The 20962-nt window shown below is 35.3% G+C and carries 15 protein-coding genes and 1 riboswitch; of the genes, 4 read left to right on the top strand and 11 right to left on the bottom strand.

From position 1 onward, the window contains the following. Nucleotides 1-304: 304 nt before the first annotated feature. Nucleotides 305-2659, top strand: a complete 2355-nt coding sequence (locus G3A46_RS10200) for an Omp28-related outer membrane protein (protein ID WP_165149463.1) — start codon at nt 305-307, stop codon at nt 2657-2659. A 111-nt stretch (nt 2660-2770) separates the two neighbouring features. Here the strand turns inward: G3A46_RS10200 and G3A46_RS10195 are convergent, their stop codons facing one another. Then, nucleotides 2771-2965 (bottom strand): hypothetical protein, encoded by a 195-nt coding sequence (locus tag G3A46_RS10195; RefSeq protein WP_165149461.1) that lies wholly within the window; start codon nt 2963-2965, stop codon nt 2771-2773. A gap of 164 nt (nt 2966-3129) precedes the next feature. Then, a riboswitch (cobalamin riboswitch) is annotated at nt 3130-3362 on the bottom strand. A 189-nt stretch (nt 3363-3551) separates the two neighbouring features. Here G3A46_RS10195 and G3A46_RS10190 point away from each other — a divergent pair. Further along, entirely contained in the window at nt 3552-5720 is a 2169-nt protein-coding gene (locus G3A46_RS10190; protein WP_165149459.1) for a S46 family peptidase, read from the top strand. A 148-nt stretch (nt 5721-5868) separates the two neighbouring features. Here the strand turns inward: G3A46_RS10190 and G3A46_RS10185 are convergent, their stop codons facing one another. The 6 genes from G3A46_RS10185 to G3A46_RS10160 form a co-directional block, all read right to left on the bottom strand. Then, on the bottom strand, nt 5869-7992 hold the full coding sequence (locus tag G3A46_RS10185; RefSeq protein WP_165149457.1) for a M3 family metallopeptidase: 2124 nt from the start codon (nt 7990-7992) through the stop codon (nt 5869-5871). A gap of 125 nt (nt 7993-8117) precedes the next feature. Then, a complete protein-coding gene (locus G3A46_RS10180; protein WP_165149455.1) occupies nt 8118-11624 on the bottom strand; it encodes an HYR domain-containing protein in 3507 nt (1168 codons plus the stop codon). Nucleotides 11625-11966: 342 nt separating this feature from the next. Further along, nucleotides 11967-12626, bottom strand: coding sequence for a uracil-DNA glycosylase family protein (locus G3A46_RS10175; protein ID WP_165149453.1), 660 nt, complete (start codon nt 12624-12626; stop codon nt 11967-11969). Between the two features lie 50 nt (nt 12627-12676). Continuing rightward, nucleotides 12677-13438: a peroxide stress protein YaaA gene (yaaA, locus tag G3A46_RS10170; protein ID WP_165149451.1), complete on the bottom strand. Its 762-nt coding sequence runs from the start codon at nt 13436-13438 to the stop codon at nt 12677-12679. Between the two features lie 117 nt (nt 13439-13555). Then, entirely contained in the window at nt 13556-14083 is a 528-nt protein-coding gene (locus G3A46_RS10165) for a DUF3124 domain-containing protein (protein WP_206736002.1), read from the bottom strand. Nucleotides 14084-14159: 76 nt separating this feature from the next. Continuing rightward, nucleotides 14160-15635, bottom strand: coding sequence for a potassium/proton antiporter (locus tag G3A46_RS10160; protein ID WP_165149449.1), 1476 nt, complete (start codon nt 15633-15635; stop codon nt 14160-14162). 240 nt (nt 15636-15875) lie between these two features. On the opposite strand from G3A46_RS10160, the gene G3A46_RS10155 reads away from it, so the two are divergent. Together G3A46_RS10155 and G3A46_RS10150 are read left to right on the top strand one after the other, a co-directional pair. Next, on the top strand, nt 15876-16673 hold the full coding sequence (locus tag G3A46_RS10155; protein ID WP_206736001.1) for a HipA family kinase: 798 nt from the start codon (nt 15876-15878) through the stop codon (nt 16671-16673). Then, entirely contained in the window at nt 16651-17034 is a 384-nt protein-coding gene (locus G3A46_RS10150) for a DUF3037 domain-containing protein (protein WP_165149447.1), read from the top strand. The genes G3A46_RS10155 and G3A46_RS10150 overlap by 23 nt, the downstream gene beginning before the upstream one ends. Nucleotides 17035-17072: 38 nt before the next feature. On the opposite strand, the gene G3A46_RS10145 is transcribed toward G3A46_RS10150, so the two are convergent. The 4 genes from G3A46_RS10145 to G3A46_RS10130 form a co-directional block, all read right to left on the bottom strand. After that, nucleotides 17073-17450 carry a PH domain-containing protein gene (locus tag G3A46_RS10145; protein ID WP_139856362.1) on the bottom strand — a complete coding sequence of 126 codons (378 nt, stop codon included), beginning with the start codon at nt 17448-17450 and terminating at the stop codon, nt 17073-17075. 30 nt (nt 17451-17480) lie between these two features. Continuing rightward, nucleotides 17481-17981, bottom strand: coding sequence for a DUF4251 domain-containing protein (locus tag G3A46_RS10140; RefSeq protein WP_165149445.1), 501 nt, complete (start codon nt 17979-17981; stop codon nt 17481-17483). 83 nt (nt 17982-18064) lie between these two features. Further along, nucleotides 18065-19702 (bottom strand): ABC-F family ATP-binding cassette domain-containing protein, encoded by a 1638-nt coding sequence (locus G3A46_RS10135; RefSeq protein ID WP_165149443.1) that lies wholly within the window; start codon nt 19700-19702, stop codon nt 18065-18067. A 692-nt stretch (nt 19703-20394) separates the two neighbouring features. Next, nucleotides 20395-20952, bottom strand: coding sequence for a PepSY-associated TM helix domain-containing protein (locus tag G3A46_RS10130; protein WP_165149441.1), 558 nt, complete (start codon nt 20950-20952; stop codon nt 20395-20397). Nucleotides 20953-20962: the final 10 nt, after the last annotated feature.

Here is a 20962-nt window from a genome sequence, read left to right as displayed (position 1 = left end):
TACATTCCTGAATTAAAGAGCAAAACTAATTATTCAATACCTATTCAACAACCAAATCACACCCTTTTAACTTGCAATTATGCTAATTGATTGAATACAAATTAGGTTAGGTTAAATTCATATGTTTTCACCTTAATTTCCAAAAGAAAATTTCACTAAGGCTTTACATTAAATAAAAATAAAATAACTAAACATTTATCAACTATTTACAACAAAATCAAAACATAATTATATTTTTTGTCGTAAATTTTCAATATATTCACTCAACTTTAACAACTATACAACCTAAAACACAATCTATCCTATGAAAAAGCTTTATTTACTCCTCAGCTTATTTTTAATTAGCCAGATAAGCTTAAATGCACAAACAAAAAGAGTTCTTATAGAAGAAGGCACTGGTACTTGGTGTAATTGGTGTCCGCGCGGAATTGTTTTCGGACAACAAATGATTTATGAACACGACGTTATTTTTATTGCAATACATATGGGTGATGTAATGGAAAGCACCCCTGAATATGCTGCTGCCACTACCATCACTGGCTTACCTAATGGAAATGTTGATCGTGTAGCACTACGAGTTGACCCATTAGATTGGGAAACTAAAGTACTCAACCAACTTAACAACACTCCCCCAGCTGATATTTCAGTCACAACTAATTTCGACCCTAGCACTCGTAATTTATCAATGACGGTTACTGCCGATTTCTTTTCTGCATTATCAGGAGATTACAGATTAGGAGCCGTGGTTGTTGAAGATGCTGTAACAGGCACTAGTAGCGGTTACGATCAATATAATGCTTACTCTGGTGGCACTGTCGAAATGGGTGGTTGGGAAAATTTACCAGACCCTGTGCCTGCTAGACAAATGGTTTACGACCACGTAGCCCGTTATTTAGCTACTGAATATGTAGGAGATGCTGGAAGTTTACCTAGTACGATTTCTGCAGGTTCACAACATTCACATACCATTACTTGGACATTACCTGAAGAATATGATGAAGAGTACACTCACGTAGTAGGTTACATAACAAATGCAACAACAGGTGAAATACTTAATGCTGGTAAAAGTGCATATCTTCCAGGCCATACTAATGCTCAACCATTTTTTGTATCTGAAGGTGAAACAAGTGCACTGGTTGGTGTGAATTATCATTATGAAATTTTAACCCACGATCCGGACAACTTAGATTTAACGATTACTGCTGTTGATATTCCTAATTGGATGACCCTAACAGTAACAGGTGAAACTACAGCTAGTTTAATAGGAACACCAACTACAGAAGGAACTTATCCAGTTACACTAATGGTTTCGGATGGAAATTCATCCGAACAACAATATTTTGAAGTTGAAGTAGTAGATTCTGGTGGAGTAGATTGGCATGTTGTAGGCCAAGAAGGTTTTACCGATGGCATTGCTTCTGATGTAAATTTAGAAATAAACAGTAATGGAGTTCCTTATGTAATGTCGGCAAATTCAAATAATGAAATATCAGTTTACACTTTCGAAAATGATTCTTGGTCTTTATTAGGTAATAAAATTACTGGAGAACAAGGACAAGCTGCAATGGCGTTAGCTCCTGATAGCACTCCATACATTATAACAATAAATGGTTCACTTAAAGTTTATAAGTACGATGGCTCTAATTGGACTCAAGTAGGTGGTACAGTTGGTGACGGATACCATATGGATATAACCGTTGCAAATGATGGTACTCCTTATGTGTCTTATATGGACGTTACAAATAACACTAGAGGGATATGCAAAAAATGGGACGGCAGTAACTGGGTTACCGTTGGAGGTACTCACTTTACAGCAAGTCAAGTAGCTGTATGGACTAAACTAGCAACTAACAGCAACAACCAACCAGTAGTACTGTACGGTACAGGCTCAGATCCTTATGGACCTAAATATTCTAATGTAAGTAGGTTTAATGGAAGTAGCTGGGAAGTAATTGGTGGAGCAGATATCGACAGTTCTAATGAAACTTACTTTAGTCATTCTTTGGCTATAGACGAAAACGATAATATTTACGTAGGAGCTACCGTAGATTTAGATTTAAAAAAATTAAACGTTTATAAATGGAATGGAGCATCTTGGTCTAATATTGGTGATAATATTGGCGGTGGAGCAACTTATAGCAACAGTATTGCACTCGATTTACAAGGAAATCCAGTTATAGGTTTTAGAGATGAAATGGAAAGTGGTAAAACTACCGTTATGCGATATGACGGCAGCATATGGAACTCAATAGGTTTAACAGGTTTCACAAATATTGCTAGCTATCAATCATTAGCTTATTCCCCAAATGGACACCCTTATATTGCTTATCAAGATGAAGGAAACAACAGTTTAGCTACTGTAAAACGTTATGGAGATGCAACAATGAGTATTGGTGATTTTACAAATAGCAACTTTAATATTGCTGTTTACCCTAATCCAAATTCTGGACAGTTTACCGTACTATCAAACTATAACGGAAAGTTCCAATTATTAGACATTCAAGGCAGAGTAATTTCAGAAGGCATTTTAGAAATTGTAGATGCTACGAGCAATAATTACACCTATACCTTTAATCACTCAAACTTATCAAAAGGATTGTATTTATTAAGTATAGCGAATGAACAAAAAAGAGAAGTAGTGAAAATCATAATTGAATAATTAATCAAGTTTAATGTAGTAAAAAAAAAGCTTCCAAATTCTTGGAAGCTTTTTTAATGTCTTGATTATTTAAGATGTCTCTGAAACTAAAGGATAGAGTAAATTTTAAAACTAAAATGTATATCGTATAGTTTTAGTTTTTTTCTTATTTAAAGTTGTAGTTTTATTCTTATTCCTGGAATCTACTGTAGATTTCGATTTATTATCATTTTCAGCACGGGTTTCATTTTTGGATAACTTAAGCGGTAGATTTAATTGATCCATAAAACTTTCAGCTGAACTGCGAAGTATATCTATCCTATTCATAGCATTGAATTTGTTAGTTTTTATTTTTGGCCTATAAATTTAACATGAATAATAATAGATTCACCCTACATAACATTTTCTTAAGCCTTAATTATCATAAACTTAACATTAGGGTTGTGATAGTAGAAATTCAAAAATTGATTTAGCTGCAAGAAGTAGTGTTTTTAAGTTATTTGGCATTTGGTAAGTCTCTTGGGCTATCGTTCTGTAGTTTTCCTTCCCCTTGGCTCATCAACAGTGGATTTTGAATTTTTAATTACCGACATCCCAATATTGGAGCAAAGCTTACAGTTGCGGGAACAGCTCAGCCTTATTTGAAGTGGAAAACTTCACTTTTCCGAATTCCTTTTATTGTACTGAAATTTTTCAGCAACAAACCAAATGTGGAGCAAAGCCAATTAAAATTTCAATGTGAATTTTTATAAAACAAGAGATTGTCAAAAATGTAAAATAACCTATACATCCTATTGTTTATCCATGAAGTAAGGAGCTAAAGTGAGGGTTAAATAAGTTATCGTGCTTAAAAATCTTCAAAATTGTTGTGGTATTCTTATCTTGCAGACAATTATTCTTTAAAAATTATTCTATGAAATTATTACGTTTACTTTTTATCTTTTTATCAGTCCCTCTCTTTGCGCAGCAAGGTGGAATGTGGATTCCTTCGCTCTTGGAAGGAATGAATGAGTCTGAAATGAAAAACCTTGGGATGAAAATGTCTGCCCAAGATATTTACGATGTAAATAACGCTAGCTTAAAAGATGCGGTACCACATTTTAATGGCGGTTGTACTTCTGAAGTTATTAGTAACCAAGGACTTTTACTAACTAACCATCACTGTGGTTATTCACAAATTCAAAGTCATTCAACTCTAGAAAACGATTATCTAGAAAATGGTTTCTGGGCAATGAATTTGAAAGAAGAGTTGCCAAACCCAGGAGTAACAGCAACTTTTATAATTAAAATTGAGGATGTAACCACTCAAGTAATGAATGATGTTACTGAATCTATGACTGAAGCCGATAAGCAGAAAAAAATAGAAGAAAACATCGCTCAGGTTTCACAAACCTTTCCGAAAGAAGCTTGGCAAGAAAACCGAGTGCGTACATTCTTTGAAGGAAACCAATACATGCTATTTGTAGTTGAAACTTTTAAAGACGTTCGTCTAGTAGGAACACCACCTTCTTCTATCGGAAAATTTGGTAGCGATACCGACAACTGGATTTGGCCTCGCCATACAGGTGATTTTGCACTTTTCAGAATTTATGCAGACAAAAACAATCGTCCAGCAGAATATTCAGAAGACAATGTACCTTATACTCCAAAACACTTCCTTCCAATTTCATTAGATGGAGTAGCTGAAAACGATTTTACAATGGTTTTTGGATTCCCAGGAACAACTGACGAATATTTACCTTCAGTAGCTATTGAGCAAATTATTAACACAGTAAACCCTGCACGTATTGCAATTCGCGATGCTGCCTTAGCTGTACAGGATAAATATATGCGTGCCGACCCACAAATTAAAATTCAATATGCATCAAAATTTGCACGTATCGCAAACTATTGGAAAAAATGGCAAGGGGAAACACTTGGATTAACAAAAAGTAATGCCGTTGGTATTAAACAGAAACAAGAAAAAGCACTTACTTCTCAAATAAACAAAAAAGGAAAGCAAAATGAATACGGAAATTTGCTGCCACAATTTGAGAAATATTACGCCGAAATTGAACCTTACACATTAGCTCGTGAGTATTTCTTTGAAACGGTTTTAAGAAATGTGGAATTACTTCGAACTGGATTCCAAGCATACCAACTAACACAAGTATTTGATGCTAGAGGGGCTCAGTCTTTTGAAGATAGAAGAGATAATATGGTAGAGAGAATGTCTGGCCATTATAAAGACTACAGTGCAAAAGTTGACAAAGAAGTTTTTGAAGCTTTAATTGCTATCTATGCTGATAAAGTTCCAAAAGAGTTCTTACCTGCTTCATTTAATAACATTGATTCAAAAGCACTAACTGAAGAGGTTTACAGTAAGTCTGCTTTTGTAGATTACGACTCATTGAAGAAATTATTAGAAGGTGATGCCGAAACTGTAATTTCAAATCTTAACAACGACCCAGGTTATAAGGTTGTAAAAGATATGGCAGAAGCATATTTCGAAAAGATCGCTCCTAAATATGAAGAAATTCAGCTAAACATTACTGGATTACAACGTGACTATATGAAAGCGTTGATTGAACTAAGCCCAAAAGAAGATCGAATTTTCCCTAACGCAAATGGTACACTACGTGTTACTTACGGGAAAGTAGCGGGTTACTCTCCTGCTGATGCAGTTTATTACGAGCCAGTAACACATCTTGAAGGGGTTATGCAAAAATACATTCCAGGAGATTATGAGTTTGACGTACCTCAAAAATTAATAGATTTATACGAAGCTAAAGATTACGGTCAATATGCTGAAAATGGAAAAATGCCTGTAAACTTTATCGGTACCAACCACACTACAGGTGGAAATAGCGGTAGCCCTGCTATCGACGCACACGGAAACCTAATCGGTCTTAATTTCGACCGTGTTTGGGAGGGTACAATGAGTGATTACTACTACGACCCTTCTCTTTCAAGAAACATTATGGTTGATATTCGCTACGTATTATTTATAGTAGATAAGTATGCGGGTGCAACAAACCTTATTGATGAAATGAAACTTGTTCACCCTAAAAAAGGGAATAAGAAATCTAAGAAGAGAAAGTAAGAAGCCTCGGGCTAATTACCATAAATATTATTTCAGAAAAAAGCCCCCAACTTTCGTTGGGGGCTTTTTAATTTCCATTACACAAATAAAGGGTTTGTGGTTAAAGTTTACTTTGAGAAGTATTGGATTACTCCATTATACTTACTTCTTACTTTAGACCTCTTGCTTTTAACATAGGCTCAATTTTTGGATCACTTCCTCTCCAAGCTTTGTACATTGATTCTAGTTCCATAGTATTTCCTCTAGACAATACCATATCTCTAAAGCGCTGTCCGTTTTCACGAGTTAGCCCTCCATTTTCTTCAAACCAATTGTAAGCATCATGGTGAAGCATTTCGGTCCAAGAATACGAATAGTATCCTGCAGCGTAACCTCCAGCAAATACGTGTGCAAAATACGTTGAACGGTATCTTGGAGGCACAGCGTGAACTACATCCAATTTAGTTCTATTTAAAGCGTCATTTTCAAATTTAGCAACATCTTCTATCTTTTTATCAGCTGAAATAGTATGCCATTGCATATCTAAATTAGAAGCTGCCAAGTTTTCTGTAAGGCTATAGCCCTGATTAAAAGTACCAGAGTTTTTAATTTTATCAATTAGTTCCTGTGGAATCTTTTCTCCTGTTTTATAATGAACTGCATAGTTTTTCAACACTTCTGGATACAAGGCCCAGTTTTCAGTAAACTGTGATGGGAATTCAACAAAATCGCGAGCAACTGCTGTTCCTGAAAGTGAAGGGTATTGTTGGTCTGCAAAAAACCCGTGAAGCGCGTGACCAAATTCGTGGAACATAGTCTCTACCTCATCGTAAGTTAATAATGCAGGTTCATTTCCAGCTGGTTTTGGATAATTACAAACATTGTAAATAACTGGCTTTTTGTTATAAAGTTTAGATTGCGTAACAAAATTAGACATCCAAGCTCCTCCTCTTTTGCTAGGACGTGCAAAATAATCTACATAAAATAGTCCAAGTTGGTCACCATTTTCTTCGAATAACTCATAAACCTTTACATCCTCGTGATATACAGGAATGTCTGTTCTTTCTTTATGTGTAATCCCATAAAGTTTGTTTGCGGCATAGAAAACACCATTTTCCAAAACGTTATACATTTCGAAATAAGGCTTAATCTGATTCTCGTCTAGATCGTATTTTTCTTTACGAACCATTTCGGCGTAATAATTCCAATCCCAAGGCTCTAAGGTAAAGTCCCCTCCTTTAGATTTAACCATCTTTTGAATTTCATCAGCTTCAACCTGAGCTTTAGCAGTTGCAGCAGCTATTAATCCCTCAAAAAACTTATTAATTGTTGCTGGGCTTTTTGCCATTGTTTTCTGAAGACTCCACTCAGCATAGTTGTTAAATCCTAAAAGTTTTGCCTTTTGAGCGCGAACCTCAACTAATTCTTTTATTATATCACTAGTGTTATTTGCTCCTTGATCTGCTCTGTGGAATGCAGCTTTAAATAATTTTTCACGTGTCGCTCTATTTTCTAAAGACGACAATAGTGGTTGTTGGGTAGTATTTAATAAAGCTACTGTCCAACCTTTTCCATCCTCATTTTCTATCGACTTAAGATAATCTTCATCTAATCCAGCTAACTCTTCTTTATTGGTAAAAGTAACTGCACCTGCATTGTTAGCGTCTAAAAGCACTTTACCAAACTTATTAGTAAGGGTTGCTATTTTTTCATTATACTGCTTTAGTTTCTCTTTATCTTCCGAAGAAAGGTTTGCCCCTGCTATTTCAAAATTCTCATAGTATACTTCTAGAAGCTTTAATGACTCAGCATCTAAATTTAATGATTCCCTTTTATCGTATAAAGTTTTAAAACGTTGAAATAATTTATCGTTTAGATAAATCATATCGTTTTGCGCTGCAAATTTTGGAGCCATTTCTTCTTGAATAGCTTGTAAGGTTTCGTTAGTATTTGAACCTGTTAGCGCGTAAAACACTTGTGAAGCTCTTTCTAACAATTCTCCACTTTTTTCCAGTGCAAGAACAGTGTTTTCAAAAGTAGGTTCCTCTTCAGAATTTGCTATGGCTTGCACTGCATTTTTCTGTTCTTCGATACCTTTAAGCAACGCAGGCTTATAGTGATCATCATTTAACTTTGAAAAATCTGGAGCACCATAAGGCAAGGTGCTTTCAGAAAATAATGGATTTTCTGTACTCATTTCATCCTCGCTTTTACTCTTATTCTCTTTCTCTTTAGAATTGTTACAACCTACCACTAGTAAGGCTAGGGTAAGAAACGGAATAACTTTTTTCATTATGTTGATTTTTTAAAAATATAACTGTAAAGATACGCAATAACACTTCGCAACAAAATTGAAAACCCCCTCAGCAAAAGCTGAAGGGGTTTCCTTTTTTTTGATTGGTTATTTTATAGTTTTAATTATTCTACAATCAATCGTTTAACAGTACTTACATTGTCACCAACAATTTGAACAACATAAACTCCTGTAGCAAGAGACGAAATATCTACTGCTTTCTCACCTTGCATAGCGCTTAGGTTTATCTCGCTAACCATTTTACCACTTACGTCGAAGATTGTCATCGACTCAAGAGCAATATTAGTCTTATTCACAAGATTTACCATAGTACTCGCTGGGTTAGGATACAATGTAACTCCAGTTTCTAAAGAGTTTTCATTTGCTCCAAGAACAGATTCCACAGTAAGTTCAAAGCTACAAGTAGAAGTATTTCCATACTCATCTGTTGCAGTTAAAGTGATGGTGTGTACACCATCTGGCAAGGCTGCTCCAGGAGCTGGGTCTTGCGAAGTAGCAGTAACAGGATCTGTACAATTATCTATTGCAGTAGCTTCACCTGTTGCAAAGTAATCTGGAACGATATAGTATAAGTTTCCAGTACCAGGATCAACTGTTTGATCTGCCGGACAAGTAATTTCTGGCCCTAATAAATCTACAACGTTCACTTCTGCTACACAAGAAGCAATATTACCACTTGCATCACTTACAAAAACAGTAACCATTATTGGAGTTCCTATATCTGCACAAGTTACAGTTGTTACATCAGTAGCAATAGTATCTATTCCACAAGCCTCATCTATGTTTGAAAGTAAAGCATAAGGATCTATAGTGGCAGTACCATCTGCACCAAGTGCAATATCTATCATGTTACCAGTTGCAGAAGTTTCGTAGGTAATCTCGAAGTTATCAACTCCAGCACCCCATCCCCATGAACCTTCATCGTCAAAAGTAAAACGAACTTGAAGGTTGGCGTTGGCGTATGGCATAACATCTATACTACCAGAGTTAGTAGGATCAGTATCAACGTCAACAAAAAGAATTTGCTGCCAAGCTGCACCATCAAAAACATCCACTGCAAGTGTACCATCACCTGCAAATTCTTGTAATGCATAGTCAAATGATACAGACGCTGTAACAGCTCCTGTAATATCGTATGCTGGAGAAATTAATGCCGCCTTGTTTGCTTGTCCGCTACCTGCTGCATCGTCATCAAAGATTGCTGCATTAGTAGGGAAATCTCCACCTGTAGGCATAACACCAGATCCGAAAGACCAATCTGCAGTACCGCTAAGCACCTCAGTTGTCCATCCAGAAGGTATTGTTGATCCTTCAAATTCTTCTAATTCTGTAGTTACAGGCACAACACCACAGGTAATTACCGGTGCGATGTTATCAATAACATTAACAACAGCTGTACAAGTCGCAGTATTTCCGCTAGAATCGGTTACAGTAACTTCTACCAAGTTCTCACCTAGATCCGCACATGTAAAATCAAGACCTGAACCACCACCTGTTACATAATGAATAGTACCATTAAATATTCTCGGCGCAAAAACTGGCGTTGTAAAAGGTGTATTAGAAGCAGCTCCTAAAGACAATGACATATCGGCATTAGAGAAGTTTTCATTAGTTCCGTCACCGTTAGTATAGTTATGTCCGTGATTAGCATCTAACACTAATGCAATACCGTATGTAGTGTTCGCACTTAAAGTGATAGGGTTATCAAGAACTGCATTAGAAGGTGAATCTAAACCTGCAGCGGTTCCAGAAGCAACCGCATCGGCAGTTCCCCATGCAGCGGCATTTGCCTCATTACCAACATAAGTACCTACTAAAGTATAAACATCCATAGTGAATGCTCCTGGATCTTCAGTGTTTATATCAATCTCTGTAATATCTAAATCGCTTGGACCGACAGTAATATCAAAATACACAGCTCCACCTAATCCACCGCCATTATTAGATGCAAATAGACTTGATAAAGAACCTTGAGCTCCTCCACCAACACCTCCAGCGGTAATTGTGTATCCACAAGCCTCTGTAACACCTGTTACGAGATCATTAGGATCTATACTTGCCATACCATTAGCATCAAGATACACATCTAATCCACCACCAGAAGCAGCTTGATAGTTTAGTAAGAAGTTGTCTACACCTGCACCCCAATTCCATCCTGTTTCATCATCAAAAGTGAATTTAACTTGGAATGCATTGTTTATATATGCAGTAACATCAATTGCACCTGTATTTGTAGGGTCAACATCTGCATCATCAATTAAGAAAACTTCTTGCCAAGCAGCTCCGTCCCAAACTTCGGCACGTAATAGCCCAAGTCCTGCGAAATCTTGTAGAGCATAATCGAATGAAATATCTGCAGCGGTTGCTCCTGTTAAGTCGTAAACTGGAGAAATTAACTCTGCAATATTGTCTTCACTTCCAGCTGCGTCGTCATCAAAAATTGCAGCATTAGTTGGGAAGTCTCCTCCAGTTGGCATTTCACCTGAACCGAAAGTCCAATCTTGAGAGCCTAAAATTATATTAGTTGACCATCCAGCAGGAACAGAAGCAGCTTCGAAATCTTCAGATATTGAGAAATTTCCAAATCCTCCAACACAGAAAACTTCTGGTGCAGTAGTATCTTGAACAGTAACAGTAGCTGTACAGGTTGATGAATTTCCTGAGTTATCAGTTACCGTAAGAGTTACCGTGTTTTCTCCAATCATTGAACAATCGAAACTTGAAATATCTAGAGTATAAGAAGCAATTCCACAATTGTCGGTAGAACCATTATCTATGTCTGTACCCGTAATTGATGCCATTCCAGTTACAGAATCTAGATCTATTGTAAGGTCTTGACAAACCACAACAGGAGCCTCGTCATCTATTACATTTACTTCAAATTGGCAAGTAACAGTATTCCCATCACTATCGGTTGCAGAATACTCAACAACAGTTACCCCTAAAGGGAAGTCACTTCCACTAGCAGGACCTGCGGTTTGAGTTGTAGGAATCGCACCATCTTCAGCATCAAACGCAATCGCATCGGTAAAGTTTACGACAGCAGTACAAACACCTGGTTCTGTATATGCAGTGATGTCACTTGGACAAGAAATAACAGGTGGGTTACCAACTACGCTACCAACATTTACAGTGTAATCTTCAACTTCTCCATAAGAGAAAGTCCCACAAGGTCCAGGAGATGCAGCACCCCATTTTAACTTAATTCTCATACGAGTATCCCCAAGTGAGGCAGAAGCAGGAACTGTTATATTTAAAGTATGAGGACCATTAGCCCCAGTAGGACCGGCAATATTATATACCTCACCAGCATCGTCTAAGATGCCATTTTGATTCCAATCAATAAATGCATATAAATAATCACCACCATCAGGATCTATAGTGATTGATAATTGTTCAGTCCCTCCAGGACTAAGATTTGCAACCATACCGGTGAAATCGTTATATCCCGAATGTACAGTAGTAGTATTGTTTATGCCCGCAAAGGTGACATTTGTAATATTTTCAAATGTGGTACTGTTACCGGCAGCAGCACAATATTGGGCATTTGCTTGCCACCCCAAGGAGGTAAGAAATAATGCCATTAAGGTTAAAAAGGTAATTTTTTTCATAAAACAAAATTTAAGTTAATAGTTAAAATCACGTTAAATGTACAGCATTTTATATTAAATGGCAAATTATTCTCAAAAGCATAATTAAAATTTTAAACAAACCTCAATTTCATTAATATTTTAGCCTGTTTTTCTAATAAAACACCTAACTGTCTTTTTTACAGAGACATACAAAAATAAGAGACTCAAACTGTGAAAATTTTGTAATGCATTGATTAAAATCAATTTTGTATTAGCCCATTGTGAAGGTAAGTTGTTCATCAATTTATCATATACTCTAAAACAGTATACAAGCTCACATTGTATGTGCTTACTGATTTTATATGAAGTAAATTGTAAAAACTAGAAAAATGGTCTATACTGTTCTACTCGGAAATCTATTGTAGTTTTTTTGGGGAATTCTGCTTTCATATTTTTATACGAAGCAAGACTACCAACTGCTCTATTTGCAGCTCCAGAAGGAGCTATGAGAGAAACTGTTTTTATTTCTCTACCGTTATTTGGCAATTGAAAAGTATGTATACGGGGAACTTTGTTTGAGATTATCTTAAGTGAAATATTGTACTCTTTTAGTTTTCTTCTAAAGAAGTATTCTGGCCCATTTTTACTATTTCCACCTGTAAAAAGCAAGGTGTTAATCTTTGGGTTTTGCTGAAGTATGACCACCAAATCACGTAGCTCTACATCGCTCATTCCAATATCTGAAGCATCAACCTTTTCTCGTTTTGCTGAGGCTACCATATCACAAACACCAATTCCTCGATTTATAAGAAATCGTTCACGTTGATCTATAGCTTCAGCAGTGTTTTCGAATTTTAAATTTAAATTGAATATTTTGTCTAAAATAAGCCACAATTGTCCATCACGACTTCCGTAACAAAAATCTACATCTCCTTCTTTTAATTCCCCTGTAGTGAAACGTGGTGGTGGTAGCGTTCCCACAATCAACTTCGTTGCTGTTTCAGGAATAAATGGAGGATATGGATGTATATGATAAAACAAATGCAATGTAGAATTTAGATTACTACTTTCAATTTAGGGGTTTTAAAATGCTATCTTATAAAAACCGGTTCATTTTCTTTTTCGGTGTATTCTTCGCTATAACCGTAACCATCGTAATCAAAAGCTTTTAAATCTTCTAGAGTTTTTACTTCTTTATCTATTGCGAAGCGAGCCATACTTCCTCTAGCTTTTTTAGCAAAGAATGATATTATTTTAAGCTTTCCATTTTTGAAATCTTTAAAAACCGGAGAAATCACTGGAACTTTTAATTTTTTTTCGTCTATAGCGTTAAAATATTCAACACTAGCAAGATTGATAAAAATCTCATCATCTTGTAATTCTTTGTTTAAAGTTTCAGTAAGCGTTTTTTTCCAAAATTCATATAGATCTTTTTTTCTATTAACAGAAAACTTTGTCCCCATCTCTAAGCGATAAGGCTGCATTAAATCTAAAGGACGTAGCACTCCATACATTCCTGAAAGAATACGGAGTGAGTCTTGTAAAACATCGATTTTTTCTAGTGGAATAGAATAAGCATCTAAACCTGTATAAACATCGCCCGCAAAAGCATAAACTGCCGGTCGAGCATTTTCTGTCGTGAAAGGAGTAGTAAATTCTTTATAACGTTGGTAATTTAGTTCAGCAAGCTTATCACTAATATTCATTAATTCAGCAATTGCCTTTTTGCTCTTTCTTTCAAGTTTATTATTAATCAGCTCTGCCTCTTCTAAAAATTGTGGTTGAGTGGCACGAGGGGTTGGGAGTTTAGATTCAAAATCCAGCGTTTTTGCAGGGGAAACTACTATTTTCATTTTCTTAGCTTTTGCTTCAAAAATAACGAAAAGAAACACAACTAAGCAAAATGTTACAACCTAGAAATTTCGAAAATAAAAGCGATTATAATTAAAGGAAGTGTAGGCTTATGTTCCCTACTTAATTCTTCTACCTGTTGAGGTAAAACTTAATCCTTGAGCGCCGCGTAGCGATGTCATTATTGCTTCAAACAAAGGTTCTGGGGTTTCCATTTTAGAAGACCAATCAAAAATAAATTTTGCACCGCTTCCACCGTAATTATCAGCTTCATCTATTACAATTTCAACAGTTTCAAGAGGCTTTAAATAAATTGGCTTTTTAAAATATTGTCTAATTAAGTCGCCATTAGTGCTATAATAATCGGCTTTAGATATAAAAACAGTATCAGTTTCACTAACATTTCTCAAACTTATCATAGCGGTAAGATTCTGAGTTTTCTTTAATGAAATACTATAAATGTGAGAATATACACTTAGATAAGTTTTTCCGTTTTGCAACGAATCGTTTATAAGTAAAGAGACATCCTTTTCAATATAATGATCTTCCCAATGATTTGGGCTAAAAGAGCTTATTTCAGTAGTTTCTTCACAAGCCGAAAAAAATCCAAATAGAATAATTAATATGAAGAATTGTTTAATGCTCAACTAGGTTTTCTTTAATTGTTATAACAATAAAATTACGATAATTTATTGGTTTCAAACTTGACTATGCGAATTTCGTTTACGCAGCTGAGAACTCTCGTATGTTTAAGGCTTTAAACACCTTTTTAATTCCTTTTTTATTTTCTGAAAGCACGATAAGGACATCATCTGCATCAATTACAGTATTCCCATTAGGTGTAATATACTTATCCCCTCTTTTTATCATTGCGATTATAGCGGTTTTAGGAAATTCTATATCTACTATCTGCTTCCCAACTACTTTATTTCCATTAGCAATTCCAATTTCGCGCATTTCTGTTTTAGGATGTTCTTCTAAAAACTTCTCTGAAGGTGTTAGTATTTTTTGACTACTTGGAATACTTACATTCAACCATTTTGCAACTACCGAAAGCGTAGTGCCTTGAATTAAAATTGAAGTAAGTGAGATAAAAAATACTATATTAAAGATCATATTTGCTTTGTCGATTCCGGCTAACAGTGGATAGGTAGCAAATACAATTGGCACAGCTCCTCGTAATCCAACCCACGAAATATAAAATCGCCTACGCAATTTCATTTTAAATGGAATTAAGCTTAGAAAAACTGCAACTGGACGCGCAACGAAGATTAAAAACAATGATATTACAAGTCCGATACCAATTACGGGGACAATTTGCGAAGGAAATACTAAAAGCCCTAAGGTCAAGAATAGTACGATTTGCATCAGCCAAGCTAGACCGTCGTACATTTTTAAAATAGTCTTTTTGTGAATTAAATATTGATTTCCTAAAAATACAGCACATATATAAATAGCTAAGAATCCATTTCCCCCCACAAAATCTGTAACCGAAAAAGTGATAAACATCAATGCTATTACCAGCACTGGGTAAAGTCCTTCAAAGTCTAACTTTATTCTGTTTATGATAATCTTACTTAATTTCCCAAAGCCAAAACCTGCAATTGTCCCAAGAATCATCTGCTGAAAAAACAAAGGAATCATAGAGGCCAAGCCTTGGTCTTGATTAACCACTAAGCCTAAAAATGCAATTGTAAGCACATAAGCCATTGGGTCGTTACTTCCGCTCTCCATTTCCAGAGTAGGTCGTAAATTGGCACGTAGCGCAAGGTTTTTAGATCTTAAAATTGAAAAAACTGCCGCTGCATCTGTAGAGGAAACTATACTCCCTAAAAGTAAGCTTTCGTATATCGTAAAGTCTGTGACGTAATACACAAATGTTCCTAAACCAATAGCCGTTAAAAACACCCCAATTGTAGAAAGAGCAAAGCCTTCTTTCATAATGGGTTTTACAGCTTTCCAATCGGTATCAAGCCCCCCAGAAAAGAGAATAAAATTCAGTGAAATAATTCCTATTAACTGCGCTATTTGAGGATTGTTAAAGCTAATCCCTATTCCATCTTCTCCTGCTAACATTCCAATTCCCAAGAAAAGCACCAAGGTAGGAACGCCAAATTTATACGAAGTTTTACCTGCTATAATACTTATAAAAAGTAGAATTGAGCCAACAAGCAGAATGTTTTCAATGGTTAGATTCAATAACTTTATCTTTTAAAATGTTAGGATGATTGCAAAATACAAATTAAAATCTTTAAAATTATCTGCTATTTAAATTTTTAAATCTCAACAAACATAACAACAAGGTACTCATCAAATAATAAAATATAGAAACTTGTTATCATTGGCTGTTCAAGGTTTTGTAAAATTTTAACCACCCACTAATAACTTCACTTGTGTATTCCACTAGCATATTCACAAATAACATTAATTTTGTAAGCGATGACTAAGAACAAAATGGATCTCCGCACCGTTAACGTTACGCGCTACATCACCCCGCTTCGGGAAGGTGGTTCGTTACCAGCATTGGCAGAAGCCGATGACGATTTTAAATACGTTTTAAAGTTTAGAGGCGCCGGACATGGTGTTAAGGCTTTAATCTCAGAATTGTTAGGTGGCGAAATTGCAAGAACAATGGGACTACGAGTACCTGAGTTAGTATTTGCAAACCTAGATGAAGCTTTTGGGCGTAGTGAAGGTGATGAAGAAATTCAAGATTTATTAAAAGGAAGTCAAGGGCTAAATTTAGCTTTACATTTCCTATCAGGTGCCTTAACATTCGACCCTGTAGTTACGGAAGTTGAAGAAGAGCTAGCTTCAAAAATAGTTTGGCTGGATGCTTTTATCACCAATATAGACCGTACGGTAAAAAACACCAATATGCTTATTTGGCATAAAGAGCTGTGGCTTATCGATCACGGAGCGACATTTTATTTTCACCATTCTTGGGGCGATTGGAAAAAAGCTGCACAGAGTCCGTTTCCATATATCAAAGACCATGTTTTATTACCTCAAGCTACTAAGGTTGAAGAAATAAACAGTCAAATGATTTCTCTTTTCCCAGATGAAAAACTACTTGAAATCACAAATCTTATCCCTTTAGATTGGCTAAACTGGGAAGGCACTGATATGAATCCGGAGGAAATTAGAAATGTATATTATCAGTTTTTAGTACTAAGAAGAGACAATGCAAACAATTTTGTAAAACAAATTCAAGATGCCAGGAAAACACTTATATGAATATGCGGTAATACGTTTGGTACCCCGCGTTGAACGTGAGGAGTTCTTGAATGTAGGTATTATACTTTTTAGTAAAGGTGCAAAATACTTGAACTGCAAGTACCATATAGACACCGAAAAACTTAAAGCCTTTTCCTGCGAACTAGAAGCTGAAGAGATTGAAAACAACCTCAAAGCTTTTGAGAAAATTTGTTTGGGAGCAAAGCAAGGAGGGCCAGTTGCACAATGGGAAACTTCCGACAGATTTCGATGGCTTACCGCACAACGAAGTTCATCATTACAAACCTCACGCCCTCACAATGGATTTAGCAATGACCTAGATGCTACCTTAGAGAGATTGTTTGAAGAGTTAGTTTTATAAGGTATAAGAATATCACTATTATGCGAATGTAAACTATACTACAACACCTTAGTGGCTAAATACTTTTGTACTTCGTAGATATCAATACTCTTATTGAATTTCTTACTTACCGTTGGCGTGTCTTCGCTTGAAATCCAAATTTTTAGTTCTGCATCCAAGTCGAATGTTCCAGCTGTCTCTAATGAAAAGCGAGATATGTGTTTATAAGGCAAACATTTAAATTCAGCTTTGCTTCCAGTTACACCTTGAACATCAATTAGAATTAATCGTTTATTTGTAAACATAAAGACATCACGAAAAAGCTTAAAACCAAGTTCTATAACTTCTCCTTCTATTAATAGTCGGCTGTATTTTTCGGTTAATTTTTCTGAAGAAACCTCACTTGCGTTACCAAGTATTTTATTGAATAGACTCATAAATTTTAAGAGTAAAGGATTAGTTGTTAATTATTTCGCGGAAATAATTTCTCCGTAATAGCTTATAGTTCCTCTGTTGTTGCTACTAATAGTAAGCGTAGCATACCCAGAATTACTCACTGAAATTGATATTGAGAAAGTATCGTTATCGTCTTCAACTTTGGTTTGCACGTGATATCCTTTGTCGTTATTTTCTACTTTAAAATCCTGCGGCTTGCCACTAAAACGCATTCCTTTATCCTTACTCATATTCATACCGCTATATGCACGTCCATAAAATGGCAAATGACTCTTTACCATTTTTGGTGAAAAAATAATAGCGTAATCACTCCCAACTAAGTTTTTTGAAGTTCCTCCTGTAGGATAAGCCGTATTTGCTATAAATTCAAAATTTTTAGAGTTTAATAAAGCTTCTATACTATTCTGTTCGGCTGAAATAGAAAGTTTATTTTTTGAAATCTTATTTTGAGCTTGTACGCTCGCAAATCCAAAAGTGAACAGTGCTGCGAATATTAAAATATATTTTTTCATGATATTTATTTTTTTGAGTGTAACAAAGAATACAACTATTATACCGCATTCGGGTTTCAGACTACAATATAAGACGAATTTATTTACGCTTTTAAATCGATTTCTTTTAAGTTTTGAATTCTATTACGTTCAAGGAAATCGTCAATACTTTCAAAATGCTCGATTACTCGTTTGTCTTTAAATTCAAAAACCTTTTCAGAAAGACCTTGAAGAAAATCACGATCGTGGGAAACCAAAATTAAGGTACCATCAAACTGAAGCAGGGCTTCTTTTAAAACGTCTTTCGACTTTAAATCTAAGTGGTTTGTAGGCTCATCGAGAATTAAAACGTTTACGGGTTCCAGCAATAATTTTACCATTGCTAAACGTGTTTTTTCACCTCCGGAAAGCAAGCCTACTTTTTTATCGATATCATCACCGCTAAACATAAAGCGACCGAGAATATTTTTAATTTGGGTTCTAATTTCACCTTTAGCAACCTCATCTACCGTTTGAAAAACAGTAAGTTCCTTATCTAAAAGTGCTGCTTGATTTTGAGCAAAATAACCAACCTTGGCGTTGTGACCTAAAGCACAAGTCCCCTCAAAATCTATTTCGCCCATTATGGCTTTAATCATTGTTGATTTTCCCTCACCATTTCTTCCAACAAAACTTACTTTCTGACCTCGAGAAATACTCATATTAGCATCTTGAAATACCACGTGGTCGCCATATTTTTTTGTAAGCCCTTCAACAATAACAGGGTAATCCCCACTTCGTTGTGCAGGTGGAAAACGCAAAGCTAAAGCCGAATTATCGATATCGTCAATTTCTATAATTTCAAGCTTTTCAAGCATTCGTTCGCGAGAATTTACTTGATTGGTTTTTGAATAAGTTCCTTTAAAACGTTCTATAAACTGTTTTGTTTCTGCTATAAATTTTTGTTGCTCCTCGTATGCTTTTATTTGATGAGCACGTCTATCGGCACGTAATTGTAAATAGTGGCTGTAATTGGCCTTATAGTCGTAAATACGTCCCATTGTTACCTCAATGGTTCTGTTTGTAATATTATCGATAAACGTTTTGTCGTGAGATATTACAATTACCGCTTTTGCTTTATTCAGCAAGAAATCTTCTAACCAAATAACCGATTCAATATCAACGTGGTTTGTTGGCTCATCTAACAGAATTAAATCTGGCTTTTGAAGTAAGAGTTTTGCAAGTTCAATACGCATACGCCATCCACCACTAAACTCTGAAGTTTGTCGATGTAAATCACTTCTTTTAAAACCTAAACCACGAAGTGCTTTTTCAACCTCAGCTTCATAATTTATCTCTTCAAGGGCATAATACTTCTCACCTAGCTCGGCAACTTTAGTAATGATATTCATATACTCATCACTTTCGTAATCTGTACGAGTTTCGAGTTCTTTATTAAGGCGATCTATTTCATCACGCATTTCAAATATTTGTGTGAAAGCTTTAGATGCTTCTTCAAAAACAGTGCAGTTATCTTCCGTTAATAAATGCTGAGGTAAATATGCAATTACCGCATCCTTTGGAGCACGTACATTTCCTCGCGTAGGTTTTTGAACCCCAGCTATTATTTTCATCATAGTACTTTTACCAGCACCATTCTTACCCATTAGGGCTATTTTGTCGTTTTCGTTTACTACGAATGACACATCACTAAAAAGCGTATCACCACTAAACTCAACTGCTAAATTATCTATTGAAATCATATTCTGATAGGTGTTTAATAGAACGTTGAACTTAAATTAAAGGCAAATATTTTATCGTAAAAACATTTGTTACACGTCCAATCGTCTTATTTTTTTAAAGGCTGCAAAACTATTAAAAGAAAGTGGATTATAAGTTATATCCCCAGTAAAGTAAATCGAGATGATGTGAGAAGAATTTTCACCAAATTAGATTTTTTAATTAAATAATTCAGAGTCTATGTTGTAGAAAAAATTAAAGACTTAATAATCTTTAAATCAAATATTTAAATCCACTTTTTATTGACAATAAATACTTGTTTATCAATAAATAAATTGATATGTTTGTTCTTCTATCAAAAAATCCCCCGTTATGATTAGACTTAGTAATTTTAATGAATGCGATAGGAATACTCCTCAATTAAGAAAACCCTTAATTTCTTTTTATAAACTATATACCATCTTTCCGATATAATCACACTATTTGTGTGCTGTATCAGATAATATTTTTAAGGCATTTCAAGCTTTAAGATAAATGTTATACCAAAAAGAAGAGGTTTATAAGATAACGATTCACATTAAAATTCAAAGGCTAAATTTTTTAGCGATTCGTAAAAATTAATATTAGTTTGTTTTTTTTTAAATAGTTGGTTTGATGAAGAAAAGGGCCAATGTCGATTAATTTGACAGGCCCTTTTTCAGTTCTATAAGAAATACTATTTAGCTCTTTTCATAAGTTTTGGACCAACCCAAAGCCAAACTCCGGTAACAACAAATAAGAACAAAGAAAGTCCCATTAAGGTGTTATAAAAAACTTTGAATGCTCCGTTTTTTATATTCAACCAATCGTCAACTATTGAACCGTCGTGAATCTCTTCAATTAAGTCGGATATTCTTCTGTCTACACTTAAAACTTCGCCAGTAGTGGCATCTAGTTGTATTTCGTGATAACCTTCTTCAAAAACGAACTTCATCATTCCCTTGTCTGGTCTAGCATCAATCCGGTCTAATTCTAAAGATAGGTTAGAATCAACTTTTTCGTGAAGAGTTTTTGTCGCTATGCTATGCAATTTATCTATAGGCATCCATTCTTCAATATTTGTGGAGATTCCTTTTTCAGATTTCGGAAGCATTATTCCGTAACTGTGTTTCTTCCATCCCAATAACAACCCCGTAACAGCCATTATCAAAAACAGCACTGCAAGAAAAATTCCCATCAAACGATGAATTTTCCTAGTAGACCGCAATATGGAAGCATGTTTTTTTCTATTCATATTATAAAAT

The organism is Aequorivita sp. KMM 9714 (assembly GCF_011065475.1).
Lineage (GTDB): Bacteria > Bacteroidota > Bacteroidia > Flavobacteriales > Flavobacteriaceae > Aequorivita > Aequorivita sinensis.
The sequence above is the reverse complement of the archived record's forward strand: the minus strand, read 5'-3'. Positions and strand labels throughout refer to the sequence as shown.

Coding starts and splice junctions, on each gene's coding strand:
- G3A46_RS10200 (WP_165149463.1), top strand. CDS start 305: ATGAAAAAGCTTTATTTACTCCTCAGCTTATTTTTAATTAGCCAGATA.
- G3A46_RS10195 (WP_165149461.1), bottom strand. CDS start 2,965: ATGAATAGGATAGATATACTTCGCAGTTCAGCTGAAAGTTTTATGGAT.
- G3A46_RS10190 (WP_165149459.1), top strand. CDS start 3,552: ATGAAATTATTACGTTTACTTTTTATCTTTTTATCAGTCCCTCTCTTT.
- G3A46_RS10185 (WP_165149457.1), bottom strand. CDS start 7,992: ATGAAAAAAGTTATTCCGTTTCTTACCCTAGCCTTACTAGTGGTAGGT.
- G3A46_RS10180 (WP_165149455.1), bottom strand. CDS start 11,624: ATGAAAAAAATTACCTTTTTAACCTTAATGGCATTATTTCTTACCTCC.
- yaaA (WP_165149451.1), bottom strand. CDS start 13,438: ATGAAAATAGTAGTTTCCCCTGCAAAAACGCTGGATTTTGAATCTAAA.
- G3A46_RS10155 (WP_206736001.1), top strand. CDS start 15,876: ATGACTAAGAACAAAATGGATCTCCGCACCGTTAACGTTACGCGCTAC.
- G3A46_RS10150 (WP_165149447.1), top strand. CDS start 16,651: ATGCCAGGAAAACACTTATATGAATATGCGGTAATACGTTTGGTACCC.
- G3A46_RS10145 (WP_139856362.1), bottom strand. CDS start 17,450: ATGAGTCTATTCAATAAAATACTTGGTAACGCAAGTGAGGTTTCTTCA.
- G3A46_RS10140 (WP_165149445.1), bottom strand. CDS start 17,981: ATGAAAAAATATATTTTAATATTCGCAGCACTGTTCACTTTTGGATTT.
- G3A46_RS10135 (WP_165149443.1), bottom strand. CDS start 19,702: ATGATTTCAATAGATAATTTAGCAGTTGAGTTTAGTGGTGATACGCTT.
- G3A46_RS10130 (WP_165149441.1), bottom strand. CDS start 20,952: ATGAATAGAAAAAAACATGCTTCCATATTGCGGTCTACTAGGAAAATT.